We start from the raw sequence: 17,983 nt of genomic DNA on the forward strand, positions 1-17,983 counted from the left end.
CTGAAACGGCGAGGCCCGATAGCGCAAAATGCAGGATGCACGATGGCCATTCATGCAATTTGCACGAAACCGAAAATTCCAAATTTTTTTAAGCCACTGATTTATAACGTTTTTTTATCAAACCCAATACTGGCACAATCACTGCACCTATCACTCCATGCTTGCCAACTTGAGCCAACGGAGCTGATAGACATGAGCCTGATCCAAGATAAATTCGCTTCTGTATTCTCCCAATACGACGTCACCACTCAGCCACGCCCAGACGGCGGGATCCTGTTGACCCTGCGCAACAGCGAAGGCAAACAGGTCAAGCGTTCGATTTCGTATCAACAGCTGCACACCGCTGACCAACTGACTTGGGTGATCAGCGCCATTCGCCGCGACCTGGCCGAACAAGCCAGCGACCTGCCACAAATTTCGATGCTGCAAAGCCAGAATCGCTTTGCGCTGCCGACTTACCATTCGGCGTAAATCACCCCAATGAAAAAGGGCCGCGACGCCGTTGAGCGTCGCGGCCCTTTTTTGTGTGGTTTCAGCACAATCCCTGGCGGCTGGCCTCATTCATAGCCTGTACGCGGTTAGTGACTTCCAACTTGCCGTAGATGTTGCGCAGGTGAAATTTCACCGTGGCTTCTGAAGTGGCGCGAATCTGGCTGATTTCCCAGACGGTCTTGCCCTCCGAGGCCCAGCGCAGAATTTCCAGCTCAGTCGGGGTAAGAGGCTTGCCCCCCAAGCTCAGGCGCCTTCTGACGACCACGGGCACGGTATCCGGCGTACGACACGAGTCCTCTCGGCCACTCATTGATCTCTCTCCTTTAGTCATGGATTCCATATCACCTTTCGGATTCCTGCTATTGACAGGTGATATAAACATCGAACAAGGAGAGAGTTACATACCGAATGGGCTGAATGCAGGAGACGCTGCATAAACAGCTACAGCCTACAAATAACTAAGCCAATTCCCACAGCAAATGCCAACTTACCTGAGTGGAAAGTTTAAATATCTGTGCTTAGTCGTCCAGACCCGGAAAACCAGCAGCGATGCCGTCGCCGGTAAATTCAGGCACTGCGCCTTTCGCTGTATTGAACAAACGCAGTGTGACGAAGTGCGGATTCTCGCCCATGTCGAACCAATGCGGCATTCCGGCCGGAATCACCAGCAGATCATTTTTCTCGCAGCGTATGGCATAGACGTACTCGCCTACGTGCACGCAAAACAGCCCTTGGCCGGCGATGAAGAAACGCACTTCGTCTTCGCTGTAACGGCGCTCATCAATGTACTGCGCGCGCAGCTCGGCTTTTTGCGGATGCTCGCCCGTCACACTGAGTACTTCCACGGAGCCGTAGCTGAGGGCGTCGATCTGCGGCTGGTAGGCCGCGATCATTTCAGCGTCGCTGGCGCCCTTCTCGACAGGCGCCGGCTGCCAGCGCGCAAACCGCACGCCGTGCTCGGCGAGGCACGCGGCGATATCGTCCAAATGGGTCAGGACCTTGTTTGGGGTATCGGGCGTGGCGACGGGGTAAACAGCGACATAACTCATTGCTCGGTTCCTTTATTCGGCTCTTGCAATCGAAGGCCAATGATAATGGCGGCAGCCAGCGCCGCGACGCTGGCGATACTGAACGTCAGCGTCGGCCCCAACAGGTTCCAGCTATAGCCGGCATACAACGCACCCAATGCGCCACCGGTGCCGGCCAGTGCGGCATACAACGCCTGGCCCTGGCCTTGCTGGCGATCACCGAAGCTGCGTTGTACAAAGGCAATCGCTGCCGCATGAAAGCTGCCGAAGGTGGCCGCGTGCATCACTTGCGCGAGCAGCAGCACCCAGAAAAATTCGGCGAATGAGCCCAGCAGCAGCCAGCGTATGGCGGCCAACAGGAAACTCGCCAGTAATACCCGACGCACCGAAAAACGCGTGAGGATGCGGCTCATGGCCAGGAACATCAGCACTTCCGCGACCACGCCCAAGGCCCAGAGCATGCCGATCACGCCACGGCTGTAGCCCAGGTGTTCGAGGTGCAGGGTGAGAAAGGTGTAATACGGGCCATGGCTCATTTGCATCAGCGCCACACAGGCATAAAACGCCAGTACGCCGGGGCTGCGCAATTGCTTGAGGAAACCGTCACCGGCCAGGCGATTGCCGTGGCTCACCGGTTGCGCATTCGGCACCCACAGGCTGGCGGCGATGATGCCGGCCATGATCACCACGACCACCACCGGGTAAATGTCCAGGCTCAGCCAATCAAACAGGCGCCCCATGATCACCACGGTGAGGATGAACCCGATGGAGCCCCACAGGCGTATCTGGCTATAGCGCGAGGTCTGTTTTTGCAGGTGCGCCAGGGTGATCACTTCAAACTGCGGCAGCACCGCGTGCCAGAAGAACGCGTGCAATGCCATCACCAGGGCCAGCCAGGCGTAGGTCTTGCTGATGAAAATCAGCGAAAAGCTGGCCAGGGTGCACACCGCGCCAAACCGCACGATGGCCAGGCGGCGGCCGGTGTAGTCGCCGAGCCAGCCCCACAGGTTCGGCGCCACGCAGCGCATCAACATGGGGATGGCTACCAGCTCACCGATGCGCGCGCTGGAGAACCCCAAGTGGTCGAAGTACAGCGCCAGAAACGGCGCGGTCGCCCCGAGCAGGGCGAAGTAGAACAGGTAGAAGCTGGAGAGGCGCCAGTACGGAAGAACTGGGGTCATGGTGTGAGGGGCTGCTGCGCATCCCTCGCCACAAACCGTCACAGCTGGCCCAGTACCGGCGTATTCACGCGTACATCGGCATTTTGCCCACGGTTGCGCAGCAGGTGGTCCATCAACACGATGGCCATCATCGCCTCGGCAATCGGCGTGGCACGGATGCCCACGCATGGGTCGTGGCGGCCCTTGGTGATCACATCCACCGGGTTGCCGTGCACATCAATCGAACGGCCCGGCGTGGTGATGCTCGACGTCGCCTTGAGCGCCAGGTGCGCAACAATGGGTTGGCCCGAGGAAATACCGCCAAGGATGCCGCCCGCGTTATTGCTGAGAAAACCTTCCGGGGTCAGTTCATCGCGATGCTCGGTGCCGCGCTGTGAGACACAGGCGAAACCGGCGCCGATCTCCACGCCCTTCACCGCGTTGATGCTCATCAGCGCGTGGGCCAGTTCGGCGTCGAGGCGGTCGAAGATCGGCTCGCCCAAACCGGGTTTGACGCCTTCGGCAACCACGGTGATCCTGGCGCCGACGGAGTCCTGATCGCGGCGCAACTGGTCCATGTAGGCTTCCAGTTCAGGCACTTTGTCCGGGTCGGGGCTGAAGAATGCGTTGTCGTCGACGCTGTCCCAGGTCTTGAACGGGATTTCGATCGGGCCGAGCTGGCTCATGTAGCCACGCACCACGATGCCCTGGGTGGCCAGGTATTTCTTGGCGATAGCGCCGGCGGCAACGCGCATCGCGGTTTCGCGCGCCGAGCTGCGGCCACCGCCACGGTAGTCGCGTTCGCCGTATTTATGGTGGTAGGTGTAGTCGGCGTGGGCCGGGCGGAACAGGTCCTTGATCGCCGAGTAGTCTTTGGACTTCTGGTCGGTGTTGCGAATCAGCAGGCCGATGGCGCAACCGGTGGTGCGGCCTTCGAACACGCCGGAGAGGATCTCGACTTCGTCGGGCTCCTGGCGCTGGGTGGTGTGACGGCTGGTGCCGGGCTTGCGGCGGTCGAGGTCACGCTGCAGGTCGTCCAGGGACAGCTCGAGGCCTGGCGGGCAGCCGTCGACAATGGCGACCAACGCCGGGCCATGGCTTTCGCCCGCGGTGGTGACAGTGAACAGCTTGCCGAAGGTATTGCCGGACATGCAGGGCGCTCCGTGAAATCAGTTGAATCAAGTCAACCGTAATAACTTAAGGCGGCCAGTATACGCAGGCTAACCGAGTAGTTCATCCTCGAAACCTTACCGGTAGACGTCTGTCCAACCGGCACCTTCCTGATGATGGCGCGATGATGCTGCGAGTTCTGCTTTTGACCCTCACCCTGTTTTCCAGCCTTGGCTTCGCCGCCTCCCCTGTCGTCCTGCAACGGCCGATCAGCCTGGACACCGGCAGCGGCGAGCTGTTTGGCTCACTTTTGCTGCCTAAATCCGACAAGCCCGTGCCGGTGGTGTTGATCATCGCCGGCTCCGGCCCCACCGACCGTAACGGTAACAGTGCCGACGGCGCACGCAACGACAGCCTCAAGCGCCTGGCCTGGGTGCTGGCCCGGCATAACATTGCCAGCGTGCGCTACGACAAGCGCGGCGTGGCCGCCAGCCTGGCTGCCACCCCCGACGAACGCAACCTGACGCTGGACGCCTACGTGGCCGACGCCGTGGCCTGGGGCAAGCTGCTCAAGGCCGACAGCCGCATGGGCCCGCTAATTGTGCTGGGCCATAGCGAAGGCGCGCTGGTCGCCGCCCTCGCCGCGCCGCAGCTGGACCCGGCCGGGGTGATTTCGCTGTCCGGCAGCGCGCGGCCGGTGGACCAGGTGATCCGCCAGCAACTGGCCGACCACCTGCCGCCGGCCCTGTTGCTGCGCAGCAATGAGATCCTCGACCACCTCAAGGCCGGCCAGGTGGATGCCGATGTGCCGGCCCCGCTGGAAGGCATTTTTCGACCGAGCGTGCAGCCGTACCTGATCAGCCTGTTTCGCGCCGACCCGTCCGCCGCCTTTGCCAAGCTGCGCATGCCGGCACTGATCATCCAGGGCACCAATGATATTCAGGTCGGCGTCGCCGATGCCCGGCAACTGAAAAATGCCAAGCCCGATGCCCATTTGACGGTGATCGAAGGCATGAACCACGTGATGCGCATCGTGCCCAAGGACGTGAAAGAGCAGTTGGCCTCCTACAACGACCCGAAACTGCCGCTGGCCGCCGAGTTGGGTGAGCGCATCGTGCGCTTTATCGACGGACTTCAACCCCGTTAAGCGATTAATTACCTCCAGTCCTGTGAAATACGGCCGATAAGCCCAGGGTCGACAGTAAAAAGACTGTCGGCCCGCAGGGCTTGGACAGGATCGCGCCGCATGACAACCACAGAAGCTACACCAGAACCTATCGCCGACACGCCGGCGGAAAAAACCGAAGCCGTCGAGGCGGCGGCCCTGCCGTGGGCGGACGTTCAGGCCGAACATTTCAAGATGCTGCGCCTTGCGCCCCTGGCGACTGACCGCGCTACCGGCGTGCGGCCGTTGCGGTTTGTGCAGTTCGGTTATGCCGAGCGCCACGACAAACACCACAGCCTGTTGCGCATGGTCATCCAGTTGCCGGGCCAGCGGGTGCGCCGCGAGCAGAACCACCTGGATATCTGGGTCGATCACGATAAACACCGCGTGCACTTCGGCCCAGGCAACAGCCTGGAAATCGAACCGGCCAACCGTGGCATCGGGCGCTTCCTCGTCGCCCAAGGCGCGGCGTGGGCGAAAAAGAAGTGGTCACACTACCGCGTCGACGGCGTGGACCTGGCCAACAAGGATGCACTCAACGAAGCCACGCGCCTGCGCCGCGATCACTTCCTGCGTATCCAGGGTTTTGATGTGGCCTATGCCGATGTGCAGCACCTCAAAGGCAACGTGCAGCCGGGCAAAGTCAGCGAAGTACTCGACAGCTGGAACACCGAGAAGGTGCAGTTCGTGGAGATACTTGAAGCCGCGCAAATGCTGCAGCAGGCCGAGCACAACCTGGCCGAGCAGGAAGTGAAGCTGCGCAAGGAGGAAGAAAAGGTCACCAAGTTCAAGCGTGAGGACAGCGGGTTGCGCTTTACCATCACCTGTTTGGTGGCGTTTACGGTGTTTCAGGCGGGGTTGTTGATCTGGATTGCAACGCACCGCTGATCGCTGGCTGCAATGCAATCAAATGTGGGAGCTGGCTTGCCTGCGATTGCGGTGGGCCAGCTAGCACTTCTGCTACTGATACACCGCTATCGCAGGCAAGCCAGCTCCCACACTGACCGCGATCCTGGCGTTAGACCTTGGCGGCAAACACCGCCTGATGCGCCCGGCACTGCTCGGCCGTCAGCATGAACACGCCATGCCCACCGCGCTGGAACTCCAGCCAGGCAAAGTCGACTTCCGGGTACAGCGCCTCGACGTGCACCTGGCTGTTGCCGACTTCGACAATCAACAAGCCTTTCTCGGTCAGGTGGTCCGCCGCTTCGGCCAGCATCCGTCGCACCAGGTTCAAGCCATCATCGCCGCAGGCCAGGCCCAGCTCCGGCTCGTGCTGGTATTCGTCCGGCATGTCGGCAAAATCTTCAGCGTCTACATACGGCGGGTTCGACACGATCAGGTCAAAACGCTGGCCCGGCAGGCCGTCGAAGCCATCGCCTTGCACGGTGTAAACGCGCTCGTCGACGCCATGGCGCTCAATGTTCTGGTTAGCCACTTCCAGCGCTTCGAAGGACAAATCCCCCAGCACCACTTCGGCGTCCTGGAACTCATAGGCACAGGCGATACCGATGCAACCGGAGCCGGTGCACAGGTCGAGAATGCGCGCCGGCGGTTGAGCCAACCAGGGTTCAAAACGGTTTTCGATCAGTTCGCCAATCGGTGAACGCGGGATCAACACACGCTCGTCGACAATAAACGACATGCCGCAGAACCAGGCTTCCTTCAACAAGTAAGCGGTGGGCACGCGCTCGTGGATGCGGCGATGCAGCAGACGCTGCACATGGGAGATTTCCTCTTCTTCGAGGTTGCAGTCCAGGTAGCTGTCGGCAATTTCCCAAGGCAAGTGCAAGGCGCCGAGCACTAATTGCCGGGCTTCGTCCCAGGCATTGTCGGTGCCGTGCCCGAAAAACAGGTCTTCCCCATGGAAACGGCTGACAGCCCATCGGATGTGGTCGCGCAGTGTGCGCAGGCGGGATGTGATCACGGGGGCAAGCTCCTGGAAAAAACGACTGGCGATTCTAACAGCCTTCGCCTGTCCCTTCGATGTACGAAAACTCTCCGCCATCCGTCGGAATTCATCCAATTTGCCATCATTGGGTTAAACAAGCCGACCTCTTGACATGGCTGCACGTCAACAACGGCGTACCTTACGATGGTAGCGATTCACAGAACCGCTCAGCCAGTGGACAATGTCACAAAAGCCCCCCTCACAGGAGCCCCAGAATGTCCGTTCCAAAGACGATGTTTCAACTCAGCGGTCGCGGTTACGCAGCAGCCAACCTGAACCATGCGACCCTCGTGATCATCGACGCCCAGAAGGAATACCTCAGTGGCCCACTCGCCCTGTCCGGCATGGACGCGGCGGTCGACAATATCAAGCAACTGGTCGCGGCAGCACGCAACGCCGGACGCCCGATCGTGCATGTGCGCCACCTGGGCACCGTCGGCGGCCTGTTCGACCCGCAGGGCGAGCGCGGCGAATTCATTCCTGGCCTTGAGCCCCTGGGCGACGAGACCATCATCGGCAAGCTGCTGCCCAGCGCGTTCCATGGCACGGGCCTGGAAAAACACCTGCAAGACCTTGGTTCACTGGACCTGATCGTCTGCGGCTTCATGAGCCACTCCAGCGTCAGCACCACCGTGCGTGCGGCCAAGAACCTGGGCTTTCGCTGCACCCTGGTGGAAGACGCCTGCGCCACTCGCGACCTGCCGTACAAAGGCGGGATCCTGAGCGCCGAGCACGTGCAGCAAACCGAAATGGCCATCATGGCCGACAACTTCGCCACCCTGGCGTTGAGCAAAGATCTGATCTGATCGCCCTTCTGATGAGCGGCGCGGCAATGTTCATTGCCCCGCTCATCCGCAAAGCCCTTTCATTTGGCGCATTTACCCCTCCACCCGGAACAACCTGTGTATCTTCCGGTCGAAGGGCCGATACCCTGGAGGAAAGGTCGGAATGAAGATATCCGATGGTTTTGACGCTCGTCGCTTGCGCCCCAAGGGCCCGAGCAACTGGCGTCTGCGCCTGGTGGCCGGCTTTGCCGCGCTGCTGGCCATTGTAGGTTTGCTGTTGGCTGGCGCTGGTGGTGCCGGTTTGTTTGGTCATTCGCCGGCACTCGGCGAACTGAATGCCAGCCCGGGTGGCTCGGCTATCCTGTTACTCATCGGGTTGTTGGTGCTGTGGCTGGGCGTGTGGTTGTGGCGTCGCAGCCGTCGGCGGATGCGCCAGCCGTTGTCGCTGAACATCGCGTCGCACCTGATGAAAAAGCACGACTGATGGCGCTTGGATAGCGTTTCCTGCGCCCTGGCCGCCGCGATTTAGGTAAACTGCCCGCCCTTCGCGGAGGCTGACATGCAAGACGACGATTTTTCCCTGTTCAAAAACGAGCTGCGCGGCGTCAAGCCGATCAAGCACGACCGCGCCGACACCGGCAAACCCAAGGCCGACCGCGCGCAGATCGCCAAGCTGCGCCAGGCCGCGACCGTGCGTACCGACGCCACCACCGTGGATGGCCTGTCGGACCAGTTCGTGATCGATGTAGGCCCGGAAGACGAGCTGATGTGGGCCCGCGACGGCGTGCAGGAAAGCCAGATGCGCAAGCTCAAGATCGGCCAGATCCCGTTCGAAGGCAGCCTTGACCTGCACGGCATGAACGTCGAAAAAGCCCGCGAAACCCTGTGGGCCTTCCTCGCCGAAGCAACCAAATTCGAAATCCGCTGTGTGCGCGTCACCCATGGCAAGGCCGTGCGGTTGGACGGCAAGCGGCCGATGATCAAGAGCCACGTCAATACCTGGCTGCGCCAGCATGCCCAGGTCCTCGGCTTTACCTCTTGCCAGGCCCGCCACGGCGGCGCCGGTGCGGTGTATGTGATGCTCAAGCGCACCATGATGGAGGGGCGCGACGAGTAACAAGTGCCATCGTCAGGCTTGCAGCGATGTGTCCGCCACCGTAACCTTGCGCTTTGCGAAAATCCCACAGGTAGTTTCATGTCCCTGGAACAGAATTACACCGCGATCCTCGGCCAACTCGGCGAGGACGTTTCCCGCGAGGGCCTGCTCGACACGCCAAAGCGTGCCGCCAAGGCGATGCAGTACCTTTGCCGTGGCTATGAACAGACACTCGAAGAAGTCACCAACGGTGCCTTGTTCAGCTCTGACAACAGCGAAATGGTGCTGGTGAAGGACATCGAGCTGTACTCGCTGTGCGAACACCACTTGCTGCCGTTTATCGGTAAGGCGCACGTGGCGTATATCCCGAGCGGCAAGGTGCTGGGCCTGTCGAAGGTCGCGCGGATTGTCGACATGTATGCGCGCCGCCTGCAGATCCAGGAAAACCTCAGCCGCCAGATCGCCGATGCCGTGATGCAGGTGACCGGTGCCCTGGGCGTTGCGGTGGTGATCGAAGCCAAGCACATGTGCATGATGATGCGCGGTGTGGAAAAACAGAATTCGTCGATGATCACCTCGGTGATGCTGGGTGAGTTCCGCGAGAACGCGGCTACCCGCAGCGAATTCCTCAGCCTGATCAAGTAACAGGCTGCGTAGGAAAAGACCGGCGTTCATCGCCGGTTTTTTTTCGCCTGCAGAATTAAGGTAAGCTGCGGCCCCTTCTTCATGGGCAAGAGGTTTTCAGCCATGTTCGTCAAAGCACTTCGAGTTGGCCTCGGCCAAATCATCATCGCGGGCGACTTCCTTACCCGCCCACGCAAAAAGCAGCGCCCGGCCGAACAACAGGCACAGGTGAACGCGGCAGCCAAGGAGCTGACCCTGTATCAGTTCCACGCCTGCCCGTTCTGCGTTAAGACACGCCGTACGCTGCACCGCCTGAATGTGCCGGTGGCGTTGAAGGATGCAAAGAACAACGCGCAAGACCGCCAGACCCTGCTGGAGCAAGGTGGCAAGATCAAAGTGCCGTGCCTGCGCATCGAAGAGAATGGCCAGACCACCTGGATGTATGATTCCAAGGTGATCATCGATTACCTGGACAAACGGTTCGCCGCGGTCTGATAAACACCGCGGTCAATGTGGGAGCTGGCTTGCCTGCGATAGCATCCCCTCGGTGTAACTGATAAATCGAGGTGTCTGCATCGCAGGCAAGCCAGCTCCCACATTAGTTCGGCATTGCCAATTCGATAGCCAGCAACGCCGAGCCCAGGCACTTGCCATGCGCATCCAGCGCCAGCGAGCGGGTCACGCCGCCGCGCAGGATCCCCGGCAACACGAAGTTCAGCGCCTGCACGTTCGGCAATTCATAGCGCCGCACCGGCGCCGCGCCCGGCTCACGCAACCCGGCAAAGAACTGCGCCACGCGCTCAGCCGTCAGTTGCTCGCACAGCAGCGAGTAATCCTCGGCGCGATAGGCAATGATCGAAATGTTCGAGGTGTCGCCCTTATCGCCGGTACGCGAGTGGGCCAGTGTGTGCAGTTTCATGCTTCGATCCTCGGGTTGACCGCGCTACGCGCCAGCAATAACGACGCCACCGCCACCACTTGCCGCACACTCTTGCTCGCACCGCCGCCGCCCGACGGGCCGTTGGTGTAGAGGGTTTCCACTTCATTGCCGACCCGCACCGCCTCGCTGCGCTCTTCACAGCGGGCGGCCACGCGCAGGCGCACTTCCCAGGGCTCGACGGTGCTGCGTGGGCCGTGCAGCGAGTCCATGCCGATCAACTCGGCGCGCACGTCCTGCATTTTTACGCCCATCAGTTCCAGGCGCTTGAGTACCACAGCACGCGCCAACTCTGCCCGTGCGACAGCGCCCGGGCCACCGTAGGACATTTGCCCTTCGCCGATCCAACCGTCCAGATAACCGACGCTGACTTTCAGTTGCTCAGGCCGTGCGCGGCCCTCGGCACCGCTGGCGCGCACGCGATCAACGTCCTCCTCGACAAAACTCACGTGGGAAAAGTCGGCGGTTACGTCCGGCGTCAGGTAGGCCGCCGGGTCGTGAACTTCATAGATCAACTGCTCAGTGCAGGTCGCACGGCTGACGCTCCCGCCCGTACCCGCGACCTTGGTGATCACAGCGTCGCCGTCAGCATTGACCTCGGCCAGCGGGAAGCCCAGGCGTGCCAGGTCATCCACATCCTTGAACCCCGGATCGGCAAAATAGCCACCGCTGACCTGCCCCGCGCATTCCAGCAAATGCCCCACCAGTGTGCCGCGCCCCAGGCGCTGCCAGTCATCCGCCCCCCAACCGAACTCAAACATCTGCGGCGCCAGGAACAGCGACGGGTCGGCCACGCGCCCGGTAATCACTACATCGGCGTCGGCGCGCAAGCCATCAAGGATGCCGTCGACGCCCAAATAGGCATTCGCGGAAATCAGCCGCTCGCCCAGCGACGCCAGGGACTGGCCGTTATCCAGCAATTGTTCGGGCTGCAACACATCCAGCACGTCATCGCCCACCACGGCCACCACCTTGAGGTTCAGCCCCAACTCATGGGCAACCCGCCGTACTTCAATGGCCGCCGCCACCGGGTTGGCCGCGCCCATATTGGTGATGACCCGCAGACGCCGCCGCCCCTCATGCTGCCCGACAAAGGGCAATACGCGGCGCATGCGCTCACTCAGCAGCGGGTCGTAACCGCCCTGTGGGTCGCTGATGCGCGCCTGTTGTGCCAGGGCAATCGTGCGTTCAGCCAGGCATTCGAACACCAGGTAATCGAGGTCACCCTGTTCGGCCAACTCCACAGCTGGCTCGATACGGTCGCCGGAATAGCCGGCGCCGGAACCGATGCGCAAGGTTTTCATCTCAAATCACTCCCAACAGCAACGCGGTCAGGGTCATCAACACCGACGCGGCAAACAGAAAAGGGATGGTGAAGCGCTGGTGATCGGCCAGTTCGACCTTGCACAGGCCCACCAACAGGAAGGTTGCGGGGGTCAGCGGGCTGACCGGGAAGCCGGTGGTGTGCACGCCGAGCAACGAGGCCTGGGCCACTTGCAGCGGGTCGACGCCCAGGGCCTTGCCGACTTCGGCGATCACCGGCATCACGCCGAAATAGTAGGAATCGGGATCGAACAGCAGGCTCAACGGCATGGAAATAAAGCCCACCACCGCCGGGATCAACTTGCCATGGCCCGCCGGAATCTGCGCCACCGCCACTTCGGCCATGGCCTTGAGCATGCCGGTGCCTTGCATGATGCCGGTGAACACTCCAGCGGCAAGCAAGATGCTGGCCATGGTCAGGGCAGTCTTGGCATGGGCGTCGATGCGCGCACGCTGGGCGTCGACGTTCGGGTAGTTGATGCACAGCGCCACCACGGTGCCGAGCATAAACATCACCACCGGATCGACCCAGCCGGCAATCATCACCACCATCACCAGCACGGTGAGAATCAGGTTGAGCCAGAACAGGCGTGGGCGACGCAGCAGGATGTCAGCGTCACTGAGCACGCGTTGCGGCACGGCATCCACCGTGGAACCAGCGCCCAGGCCCAGGCGTTTTTCTTCACGGTGGCCCAACCACCAGGCACAGGCGAAAACAAACACCAGCCCGACGATCTGCACCGGGATCAGCGGCTGGAACAGGTCCGCCACCGGCACATGCAGCGCCGCCGAGGAGCGCAATACCGGGCCAGTCCATGGCAGGAAGTTGACCCCGGCGGCCATTGCGCAGACGCAGGCGAGGATGCGTTTGTCGATGCCCAGCCGCGTATACAACGGCAGCATCGCCGGCACCGTGACCAGGAACGTCACCGCGCCGGAGCCATCCAGGTGCACCAGCAACGCCAGGGTCGCGGTACCGACGACAATGCGGGTAGGACGCGTGCCTACCGTGCGCAGGATGCGGTCGATGATCGGGTCGAGCATGCCGGCGTCGGTCATGATCCCGAAAAACAGAATCGCGAACACAAACATGCCCACCACAGGGGCGACGTTCTTGATGCCGGTGATGATGAAGGCGCTGGTTTGCAGGCCGAAACCGCCGAGCAGCGCGGCGATGATCGGCAGGGCGATCAGCGCCACCAGCGGCGACAGGCGTTTGCTCATGACGGCAGCGAGCAGGCACAGGATGGTAATGACACCCAGGGTAGCGAGCATGGGTTACTCCAGAGCGGCCTTGGTGGCCGGTTATTGTTTTCCCTGGAGTATTGGAAGCGGGTTAGTCTTTGTAAATTGGAATATTCAGCCGCTGGCGTTCGGAAAAACAAAATGAAGAATTCGATGCAGCATATTCAAGCGTTCCTCGCGGTGGCCCGCACCGGCAGTTTCACCAAGGCCGCCAACGAGTTGCACTTGTCACCCTCAGCCCTGACGGTGCAGGTGCAGCAGCTTGAAGACTGGCTCGGCGTCGCACTGCTCGACCGCAGCCCGCGCCACGTCAGCCTCACCGCCGCCGGCCAGGACGCACGCGGCCCGATGGAAAAACTGCTGCTGGACCTGGACAACATTGTCACCGGCTCTCGCGACCTGGCGGCACTGCGTCGCGGCGTGGTGAGCATTGCCGCCCTGCCCTCGGTCTGCGCCGGCGCCCTGCCCCCGGCGTTGCGCCTGTTTCGCGAGCGCTTTGCCGGCATCGAAGTGCGCTTGCATGACTTGGTGGCCCACCGCATTCATGCCGAGGTGCGCGAAGGCCTGGTGGACTTCGGCATCGGCGTGCGTGCCCGACTGAGCCACGGCCTGGAATTTTTACCGGTGTTGAATGATCGATTGTGCGCATTCCTGCCGCTGGAGCATCCACTCGCCCACCATCGTCAACTGACCCTGGAGCAACTGGCGGAGCAGCCGATCATTCTGACCGGGCGCGACAGCAGCGTGCGCGAGCAAGTGGATGCGCTGTTTGATCAGACGCGGCTGACCATGAACGCGGGCATGCAAGCCAATTACATGTCGACGGTGTTGGCCCTGGTGCGCCAGGGGCTGGGCATCAGTGTGTTGCCGGAATCGGCGGCGGACAGCCTGGAGGGGTTGAAGCGCATCAACATCGATCATCCCGGGGTGAACCGGGAGATCGGGTTGATCAGTCGCAGCGGCATGGGCTTGAGCCCGGCGGCGCAGCGTTGTTTCGATTTACTGAGTGACGAACTATCTGCCACAACCTCACGCTGAAGCCGGACACGGTCAATGTGGGAGCTGGCTTGCCTGCGATAGCATCACCTGGGTCAACCTGACGGACCGAGTTGCCTGCATCGCAGGCAAGCCAGCTCCCACACAAGCCCGTTCCCACATGTTTGTTCTGTGTTTAATCCAGCATCGGCACATGTTTTGGATGGCTGGCCACCCGCTTCAACCACGCCTGTACGGCCGGGTAAGGCGTGAGGTCAAAACCACCTTCATGGGCCACATGGGTGTAGGCATACAGCGCGATGTCGGCAATCGAATATTGCTCGCCCACCAGGTACGGCGTGGCCTGCAGCTGACGTTCCATGACCCTCAAGGCCTTGTAGCCGCCTTTATGGGTGGTTTTGTATTCCTCCAGGCGATCTTCCGGCATGTTCAGGTAGAACTGGATAAACCGCGCTACCGCGATATATGGCTCATGGCTGTACTGCTCGAAAAACTGCCATTGCAGCACTTGCGTACGCAGGCGCGGCTCGCTCGGCAGGAACTCGCTGCCATCGGCAAGGAAGTTGAGGATCGCGTTGGATTCCCACAGGCAAGTGCCGTCTTCCAGCTCCAGCACCGGGATCTTGCCGTTGGGGTTCTTGGCCAGGAATTCGGCGGTCTGGGTGTCGCCGTTAAGGATGTCGACATCGATCCATTGATACGGGATGCCCAGCAGGCTGAGCATCAATTTGACCTTGTAGCAGTTGCCCGACTTGTAATCGCCATAAACCTTGTACATGGGGCTCCCCTTATGCCGCTTGCGCGAGCTGTGCTTGCCGAACCACCGCGGCCAGGCGTTTGAGACCTTCGTCCAGACGGGCCGGGTCGATATGGCTGAAATTGAGGCGCAACGAGCCGTGGTGCTGGTCGGGCTCGGAAAAGAACGGTTCACCGGGCATGAACGCGACGTCCTGATCTAACGCTTGCGCCAACAAGGTGCGGGTGTCGAGCGGCTGTTTCAAGGTCAGCCAGAAGAATAATCCACCCTGGGGCACTTGCCAGTCGGCCAGCTCGCCGAAATGGCGCGCCAATGCCGCCTGGAATGCATCGCGGCGCTCGCGGTAAAAGCTGCGTAGCTCGGTCAGATGCTGCTGGTATTTCTGCGTGCCGATCCACTGCATGGCCTGCCACTGACCGATGCGGTTGGTGTGCAGGTCTGCCGATTGCTTGAGCTTGAGCAAGTGCGGGAACAGATCCGGGCTGGCAATCAGATAGCCGACGCGCAAGCCCGGCAGCAGGGTCTTGGAGACCGTGCCGGTGTAAATCCAACTGGCTTTTTTCAGGCGCCCGGCGATGGGCTGCGCACTGCCGCCGTCGAAGGTCAGTTCGCGGTAGGGTTCGTCTTCGATCAACGTCACGCCGAACTCATCGAGCAAAGCCGCGACGGCCGCGCGCTTGGCTTCGCTGTAGCGCACGGCCGAGGGGTTCTGGAAGGTCGGGATCAGGTAGATGAACGCCGGGCGATGGTGTTCGAGGCTGGCGCGCAAGCTGGTCAGGTTCGGGCCGTCGGCTTCCAGTTGCACGGTCAGGCAGTCGGCGCCAAACAGTTGGAAGATCTGCAATGCCGCCAGGTAAGTCGGGCCTTCCAGCAGGACTTTGGTGCCTTTATCGATATACAGCTTGGCCGCCAGGTCCAGGGTTTGCTGGGAGCCGCTGACCACCAGCACCTGGCTGGCCTGGCACGGTACGCCCAACGCGCGGGCCTCGGCGGCCAGCAATTCACGCAACTGAGGCTCGCCTTCGCTCATGCCGTATTGGCCGATGTTAAGCGGCATGCCCTCCCAGTTCAGCGCGGGCAGCATGGCTTCGGCAGGCAGGCCACCGGCGAACGACATCACTTCCGGGCGCTGGGCCGCCGCGAGGATTTCACGGATCAAGGAGCTTTTGAGGCGCGTAACACGTTCAGAGAAGGCCATAAGGTCACCGGTAGCGAAGCCTGTGGGAAATACGTCAAACTGGTTGACCGAAATTACGACGACTTGAGTAGATACGTCAATATGCTTGACCTTAAAAACCAGAGCAGCCAGCAACAAGCCATGGAAGCCTTCTTCTTCGGCTACCAGGCGTTCACCGCCAAGGCCGATGAAATGCTTGAGCGCCGTGGGCTGAGCCGGGTGCACCAGCGCATCGTGTTTTTTATCGCGCGCTACCCTGCCTTGAGCGTGAAGGAACTGCTGGAGTTGCTCGGCGTGAGCAAGCAGGCGCTGAACATTCCGCTGCGGCAATTGCAGGAAATGCACTTGGTCGAAAGCATCGCGTCCGAGACCGACAAACGTAAGCGCCTGCTGGAGCTGAGCGAAGAAGGCCAGCGTTTCGAGCAGTCGCTGCGCCGCGAACAGGTGAAACTGCTGCAACGGGCGTTCAGCGAAGCCGGCGAAGAAGCGGTGACGGGCTGGCTGGCGGTGAACCAGGCGCTGGCCGGGCAGCCTTGATGCCGGTGAATGTGGCTGTGGCAGGCGGGCTTGCCACAACATCCACACTCACCTTTCATCCACTTTCACCCGCTCAATCGAAAACATTATTTGCTTTATTTGTATACAAAAGCATAATTCGCTTCGTGCGAGTTCCTGACCTATTGGTCAACAAAACCCGCCAGTACCTCAAAGCGCTGATGCCCACCTGTGTGACCGGCGCTGGAAATAACAATAAAACTCTTGAGGAGTACTCGCTGTGGAAAGCCGCAAATCCGAAGCCCCTACGCTGGATCTATCCCCGCCAAGCCTCACCACCGCAAAGCACGGCTGGCTGGAACGCCTGTTCAAACTGAGCGCGCATGGCACCACAGTGAAGACCGAGCTGATCGCCGGCCTCACGACCTTTATCACCATGGCCTACATCATCTTCGTCAACCCCAACATCATGGCCGACGCCGGCATCGACCACGGCGCGGCGTTTGTCGCCACGTGCATTGCCGCTGCGCTGGGCTGCCTGTTGATGGGCCTGTATGCCAACTGGCCTGTAGGCCTGGCGCCGGGCATGGGCCTGAACGCGTTTTTCACCTACACCGTGGTCGGCACCATGGGCTATCACTGGGAAACGGCGCTGGGTGCGGTGTTCATCTCCGGCGTGTTGTTCATGGGCCTGACCTTGTCGCGGGTGCGTGAATGGCTGCTCAACAGCATCCCGGTGAGCCTGCGTCATGCCATGGGCGCCGGTGTCGGTTTGTTCCTCGGGGTGATCGGCCTGAAAACCGCCGGCATCATCGTCGACAGCCCGGCCACGCTGATCAAACTCGGTTCCCTGCACGAGCCCGCGCCCCTGCTGGCGGCGGTGTGCTTTTTGCTGATCGCGATCCTAAGCTATCACCGCGTATTCGGCGCGATCCTTATCAGCATCATCGCCGTGACCCTGGCCGGCTGGGGTTTGGACCTGGTGCACTACGACGGCATTCTCTCCACCCCACCGAGCCTGGCCCCGACCTGGATGGCCATGGACATAAAAGGTGTATTCAATGTCAGCATGATAAGCGTGGTATTTGCGTTTCTTTTTGTGCACATGTTTGATACCGCCGGTACACTGATGGGCGTTGCCCAGCGCGCCGGGCTGGTGGACGCTGACGGCAAGATCCATAACCTGTCGCGTGCATTGAAGGCCGACAGTGCGTCGAGCGTGTTCGGTGCCATGGTCGGTGTACCGCCCGTGACCAGCTATGTGGAAAGTGCTGCCGGTGTGGCCGCTGGCGGTCGCACCGGGTTGACCGCGGTGACCGTGGGCGTGCTGTTTGTGGCCGCGATGTTTTTTGCACCGCTGGCCGGCATGATTCCGGCCTATGCCACTGCGGGGGCGCTGATTTACGTGGCAATGCTGATGATGGCGAGCATGGCCCACATCAACTGGGATGAAGCCACCGACAGCATTCCGGCGATTGTTACCGCGATCATGATGCCGCTGACGTTCTCGGTCGCCGACGGTATCGCCCTGGGCTTTATCACCTATGTGGCGCTCAAGGCCGGTACCGGCAAGTACCGCGAAATTTCCATCAGCCTGTGGGTGCTGTGTGTGATTTTTATCGCGAAATTCATATTTCTATAA

At 61.0% G+C, this 17,983-nt stretch carries 21 protein-coding genes; 11 read left to right on the plus strand and 10 right to left on the minus strand.

The features are described from left to right. The first annotated feature begins 192 nt into the window (after positions 1–192). On the plus strand, positions 193–471 hold the full coding sequence (locus tag PspR76_RS21260; protein WP_048721059.1) for a DUF3509 domain-containing protein: 279 nt from the start codon (positions 193–195) through the stop codon (positions 469–471). A gap of 61 nt (positions 472–532) precedes the next feature. Here PspR76_RS21260 and PspR76_RS21265 read toward each other — a convergent pair whose 3' ends face one another. From PspR76_RS21265 to aroC, 4 genes are all read right to left on the minus strand, one after another. Continuing rightward, a complete protein-coding gene (locus tag PspR76_RS21265; protein ID WP_159958479.1) occupies positions 533–802 on the minus strand; it encodes a response regulator transcription factor in 270 nt (89 codons plus the stop codon). Positions 803–1,010: 208 nt separating this feature from the next. Then, complete coding sequence (locus tag PspR76_RS21270) at positions 1,011–1,541, minus strand: 1,2-dihydroxy-3-keto-5-methylthiopentene dioxygenase (RefSeq protein ID WP_159958481.1); 531 nt, start codon at positions 1,539–1,541, stop codon at positions 1,011–1,013. Next, on the minus strand, positions 1,538–2,701 hold the full coding sequence (locus PspR76_RS21275; protein ID WP_159958483.1) for an MFS transporter: 1,164 nt from the start codon (positions 2,699–2,701) through the stop codon (positions 1,538–1,540). The genes PspR76_RS21270 and PspR76_RS21275 overlap by 4 nt, the downstream gene beginning before the upstream one ends. A gap of 38 nt (positions 2,702–2,739) precedes the next feature. Then, positions 2,740–3,831: a chorismate synthase gene (gene aroC / locus PspR76_RS21280; RefSeq protein ID WP_159958485.1), complete on the minus strand. Its 1,092-nt coding sequence runs from the start codon at positions 3,829–3,831 to the stop codon at positions 2,740–2,742. Between the two features lie 143 nt (positions 3,832–3,974). Between aroC and PspR76_RS21285 the strand changes: the two genes are divergently transcribed. Further along, the gene (locus tag PspR76_RS21285) at positions 3,975–4,937 is read left to right on the plus strand and encodes an alpha/beta hydrolase (RefSeq protein ID WP_159958487.1); all 963 of its coding nucleotides are present in this window, start codon (positions 3,975–3,977) and stop codon (positions 4,935–4,937) included. 99 nt (positions 4,938–5,036) lie between these two features. Continuing rightward, positions 5,037–5,843, plus strand: coding sequence for a hypothetical protein (locus PspR76_RS21290; protein WP_159958489.1), 807 nt, complete (start codon positions 5,037–5,039; stop codon positions 5,841–5,843). Positions 5,844–5,973: 130 nt separating this feature from the next. Here the strand turns inward: PspR76_RS21290 and prmB are convergent, their stop codons facing one another. Next, the gene (gene prmB / locus PspR76_RS21295) at positions 5,974–6,882 is read right to left on the minus strand and encodes a 50S ribosomal protein L3 N(5)-glutamine methyltransferase (protein ID WP_159958491.1); all 909 of its coding nucleotides are present in this window, start codon (positions 6,880–6,882) and stop codon (positions 5,974–5,976) included. Between the two features lie 239 nt (positions 6,883–7,121). On the opposite strand from prmB, the gene PspR76_RS21300 reads away from it, so the two are divergent. The 5 genes from PspR76_RS21300 to PspR76_RS21320 all read left to right on the plus strand — a co-directional run bounded on the left by PspR76_RS21300 (position 7,122) and on the right by PspR76_RS21320 (position 9,906). Continuing rightward, complete coding sequence (locus tag PspR76_RS21300; protein WP_159958493.1) at positions 7,122–7,712, plus strand: cysteine hydrolase family protein; 591 nt, start codon at positions 7,122–7,124, stop codon at positions 7,710–7,712. A gap of 142 nt (positions 7,713–7,854) precedes the next feature. Further along, a complete protein-coding gene (locus tag PspR76_RS21305; protein WP_159958494.1) occupies positions 7,855–8,175 on the plus strand; it encodes a hypothetical protein in 321 nt (106 codons plus the stop codon). 75 nt (positions 8,176–8,250) lie between these two features. Continuing rightward, on the plus strand, positions 8,251–8,808 hold the full coding sequence (locus PspR76_RS21310) for a Smr/MutS family protein (protein WP_017137833.1): 558 nt from the start codon (positions 8,251–8,253) through the stop codon (positions 8,806–8,808). A gap of 78 nt (positions 8,809–8,886) precedes the next feature. Continuing rightward, complete coding sequence (folE, locus tag PspR76_RS21315; RefSeq protein ID WP_003442011.1) at positions 8,887–9,432, plus strand: GTP cyclohydrolase I FolE; 546 nt, start codon at positions 8,887–8,889, stop codon at positions 9,430–9,432. 102 nt (positions 9,433–9,534) lie between these two features. Then, on the plus strand, positions 9,535–9,906 hold the full coding sequence (locus tag PspR76_RS21320) for a glutathione S-transferase N-terminal domain-containing protein (RefSeq protein WP_159958495.1): 372 nt from the start codon (positions 9,535–9,537) through the stop codon (positions 9,904–9,906). Between the two features lie 103 nt (positions 9,907–10,009). On the opposite strand, the gene PspR76_RS21325 is transcribed toward PspR76_RS21320, so the two are convergent. The 3 genes from PspR76_RS21325 to PspR76_RS21335 are packed head-to-tail and all read right to left on the minus strand — an operon-like array spanning position 10,010 to position 12,946. Further along, positions 10,010–10,330, minus strand: coding sequence for an AtuA-related protein (locus PspR76_RS21325; RefSeq protein ID WP_159958496.1), 321 nt, complete (start codon positions 10,328–10,330; stop codon positions 10,010–10,012). Then, complete coding sequence (locus PspR76_RS21330) at positions 10,327–11,652, minus strand: acyclic terpene utilization AtuA family protein (RefSeq protein WP_159958497.1); 1,326 nt, start codon at positions 11,650–11,652, stop codon at positions 10,327–10,329. Before PspR76_RS21330 ends, PspR76_RS21325 begins: the two co-directional genes overlap by 4 nt. A 1-nt stretch (position 11,653) precedes the next feature. Then, positions 11,654–12,946: a CitMHS family transporter gene (locus tag PspR76_RS21335; RefSeq protein WP_159958498.1), complete on the minus strand. Its 1,293-nt coding sequence runs from the start codon at positions 12,944–12,946 to the stop codon at positions 11,654–11,656. A gap of 111 nt (positions 12,947–13,057) precedes the next feature. On the opposite strand from PspR76_RS21335, the gene PspR76_RS21340 reads away from it, so the two are divergent. Continuing rightward, entirely contained in the window at positions 13,058–13,954 is an 897-nt protein-coding gene (locus tag PspR76_RS21340; protein ID WP_159958499.1) for a LysR family transcriptional regulator, read from the plus strand. A gap of 133 nt (positions 13,955–14,087) precedes the next feature. Here PspR76_RS21340 and PspR76_RS21345 read toward each other — a convergent pair whose 3' ends face one another. Together PspR76_RS21345 and PspR76_RS21350 are read right to left on the minus strand one after the other, a co-directional pair. Then, positions 14,088–14,690, minus strand: coding sequence for a glutathione S-transferase family protein (locus tag PspR76_RS21345; RefSeq protein ID WP_159958500.1), 603 nt, complete (start codon positions 14,688–14,690; stop codon positions 14,088–14,090). A gap of 10 nt (positions 14,691–14,700) precedes the next feature. Then, positions 14,701–15,867, minus strand: a complete 1,167-nt coding sequence (locus PspR76_RS21350) for an aminotransferase-like domain-containing protein (RefSeq protein WP_159958501.1) — start codon at positions 15,865–15,867, stop codon at positions 14,701–14,703. A gap of 81 nt (positions 15,868–15,948) precedes the next feature. Here PspR76_RS21350 and PspR76_RS21355 point away from each other — a divergent pair, with 81 nt between their 5' ends. Together PspR76_RS21355 and PspR76_RS21360 are read left to right on the plus strand one after the other, a co-directional pair. Continuing rightward, positions 15,949–16,383, plus strand: coding sequence for a MarR family winged helix-turn-helix transcriptional regulator (locus tag PspR76_RS21355; RefSeq protein ID WP_159958503.1), 435 nt, complete (start codon positions 15,949–15,951; stop codon positions 16,381–16,383). A 238-nt stretch (positions 16,384–16,621) separates the two neighbouring features. Then, positions 16,622–17,983 (plus strand): NCS2 family permease, encoded by a 1,362-nt coding sequence (locus PspR76_RS21360; RefSeq protein WP_159958505.1) that lies wholly within the window; start codon positions 16,622–16,624, stop codon positions 17,981–17,983.

Source organism: Pseudomonas sp. R76 (assembly GCF_009834565.1).
Classification (GTDB): Bacteria; Pseudomonadota; Gammaproteobacteria; order Pseudomonadales; family Pseudomonadaceae; genus Aquipseudomonas.

Coding starts and splice junctions, on each gene's coding strand:
- PspR76_RS21260 (WP_048721059.1), top strand. CDS start 193: ATGAGCCTGATCCAAGATAAATTCGCTTCTGTATTCTCCCAATACGAC.
- PspR76_RS21265 (WP_159958479.1), bottom strand. CDS start 802: ATGAGTGGCCGAGAGGACTCGTGTCGTACGCCGGATACCGTGCCCGTG.
- PspR76_RS21270 (WP_159958481.1), bottom strand. CDS start 1,541: ATGAGTTATGTCGCTGTTTACCCCGTCGCCACGCCCGATACCCCAAAC.
- PspR76_RS21275 (WP_159958483.1), bottom strand. CDS start 2,701: ATGACCCCAGTTCTTCCGTACTGGCGCCTCTCCAGCTTCTACCTGTTC.
- aroC (WP_159958485.1), bottom strand. CDS start 3,831: ATGTCCGGCAATACCTTCGGCAAGCTGTTCACTGTCACCACCGCGGGC.
- PspR76_RS21285 (WP_159958487.1), top strand. CDS start 3,975: ATGATGCTGCGAGTTCTGCTTTTGACCCTCACCCTGTTTTCCAGCCTT.
- PspR76_RS21290 (WP_159958489.1), top strand. CDS start 5,037: ATGACAACCACAGAAGCTACACCAGAACCTATCGCCGACACGCCGGCG.
- PspR76_RS21300 (WP_159958493.1), top strand. CDS start 7,122: ATGTCCGTTCCAAAGACGATGTTTCAACTCAGCGGTCGCGGTTACGCA.
- PspR76_RS21305 (WP_159958494.1), top strand. CDS start 7,855: ATGAAGATATCCGATGGTTTTGACGCTCGTCGCTTGCGCCCCAAGGGC.
- PspR76_RS21310 (WP_017137833.1), top strand. CDS start 8,251: ATGCAAGACGACGATTTTTCCCTGTTCAAAAACGAGCTGCGCGGCGTC.
- folE (WP_003442011.1), top strand. CDS start 8,887: ATGTCCCTGGAACAGAATTACACCGCGATCCTCGGCCAACTCGGCGAG.
- PspR76_RS21320 (WP_159958495.1), top strand. CDS start 9,535: ATGTTCGTCAAAGCACTTCGAGTTGGCCTCGGCCAAATCATCATCGCG.
- PspR76_RS21325 (WP_159958496.1), bottom strand. CDS start 10,330: ATGAAACTGCACACACTGGCCCACTCGCGTACCGGCGATAAGGGCGAC.
- PspR76_RS21330 (WP_159958497.1), bottom strand. CDS start 11,652: ATGAAAACCTTGCGCATCGGTTCCGGCGCCGGCTATTCCGGCGACCGT.
- PspR76_RS21335 (WP_159958498.1), bottom strand. CDS start 12,946: ATGCTCGCTACCCTGGGTGTCATTACCATCCTGTGCCTGCTCGCTGCC.
- PspR76_RS21340 (WP_159958499.1), top strand. CDS start 13,058: ATGAAGAATTCGATGCAGCATATTCAAGCGTTCCTCGCGGTGGCCCGC.
- PspR76_RS21345 (WP_159958500.1), bottom strand. CDS start 14,690: ATGTACAAGGTTTATGGCGATTACAAGTCGGGCAACTGCTACAAGGTC.
- PspR76_RS21350 (WP_159958501.1), bottom strand. CDS start 15,867: ATGGCCTTCTCTGAACGTGTTACGCGCCTCAAAAGCTCCTTGATCCGT.
- PspR76_RS21355 (WP_159958503.1), top strand. CDS start 15,949: ATGCTTGACCTTAAAAACCAGAGCAGCCAGCAACAAGCCATGGAAGCC.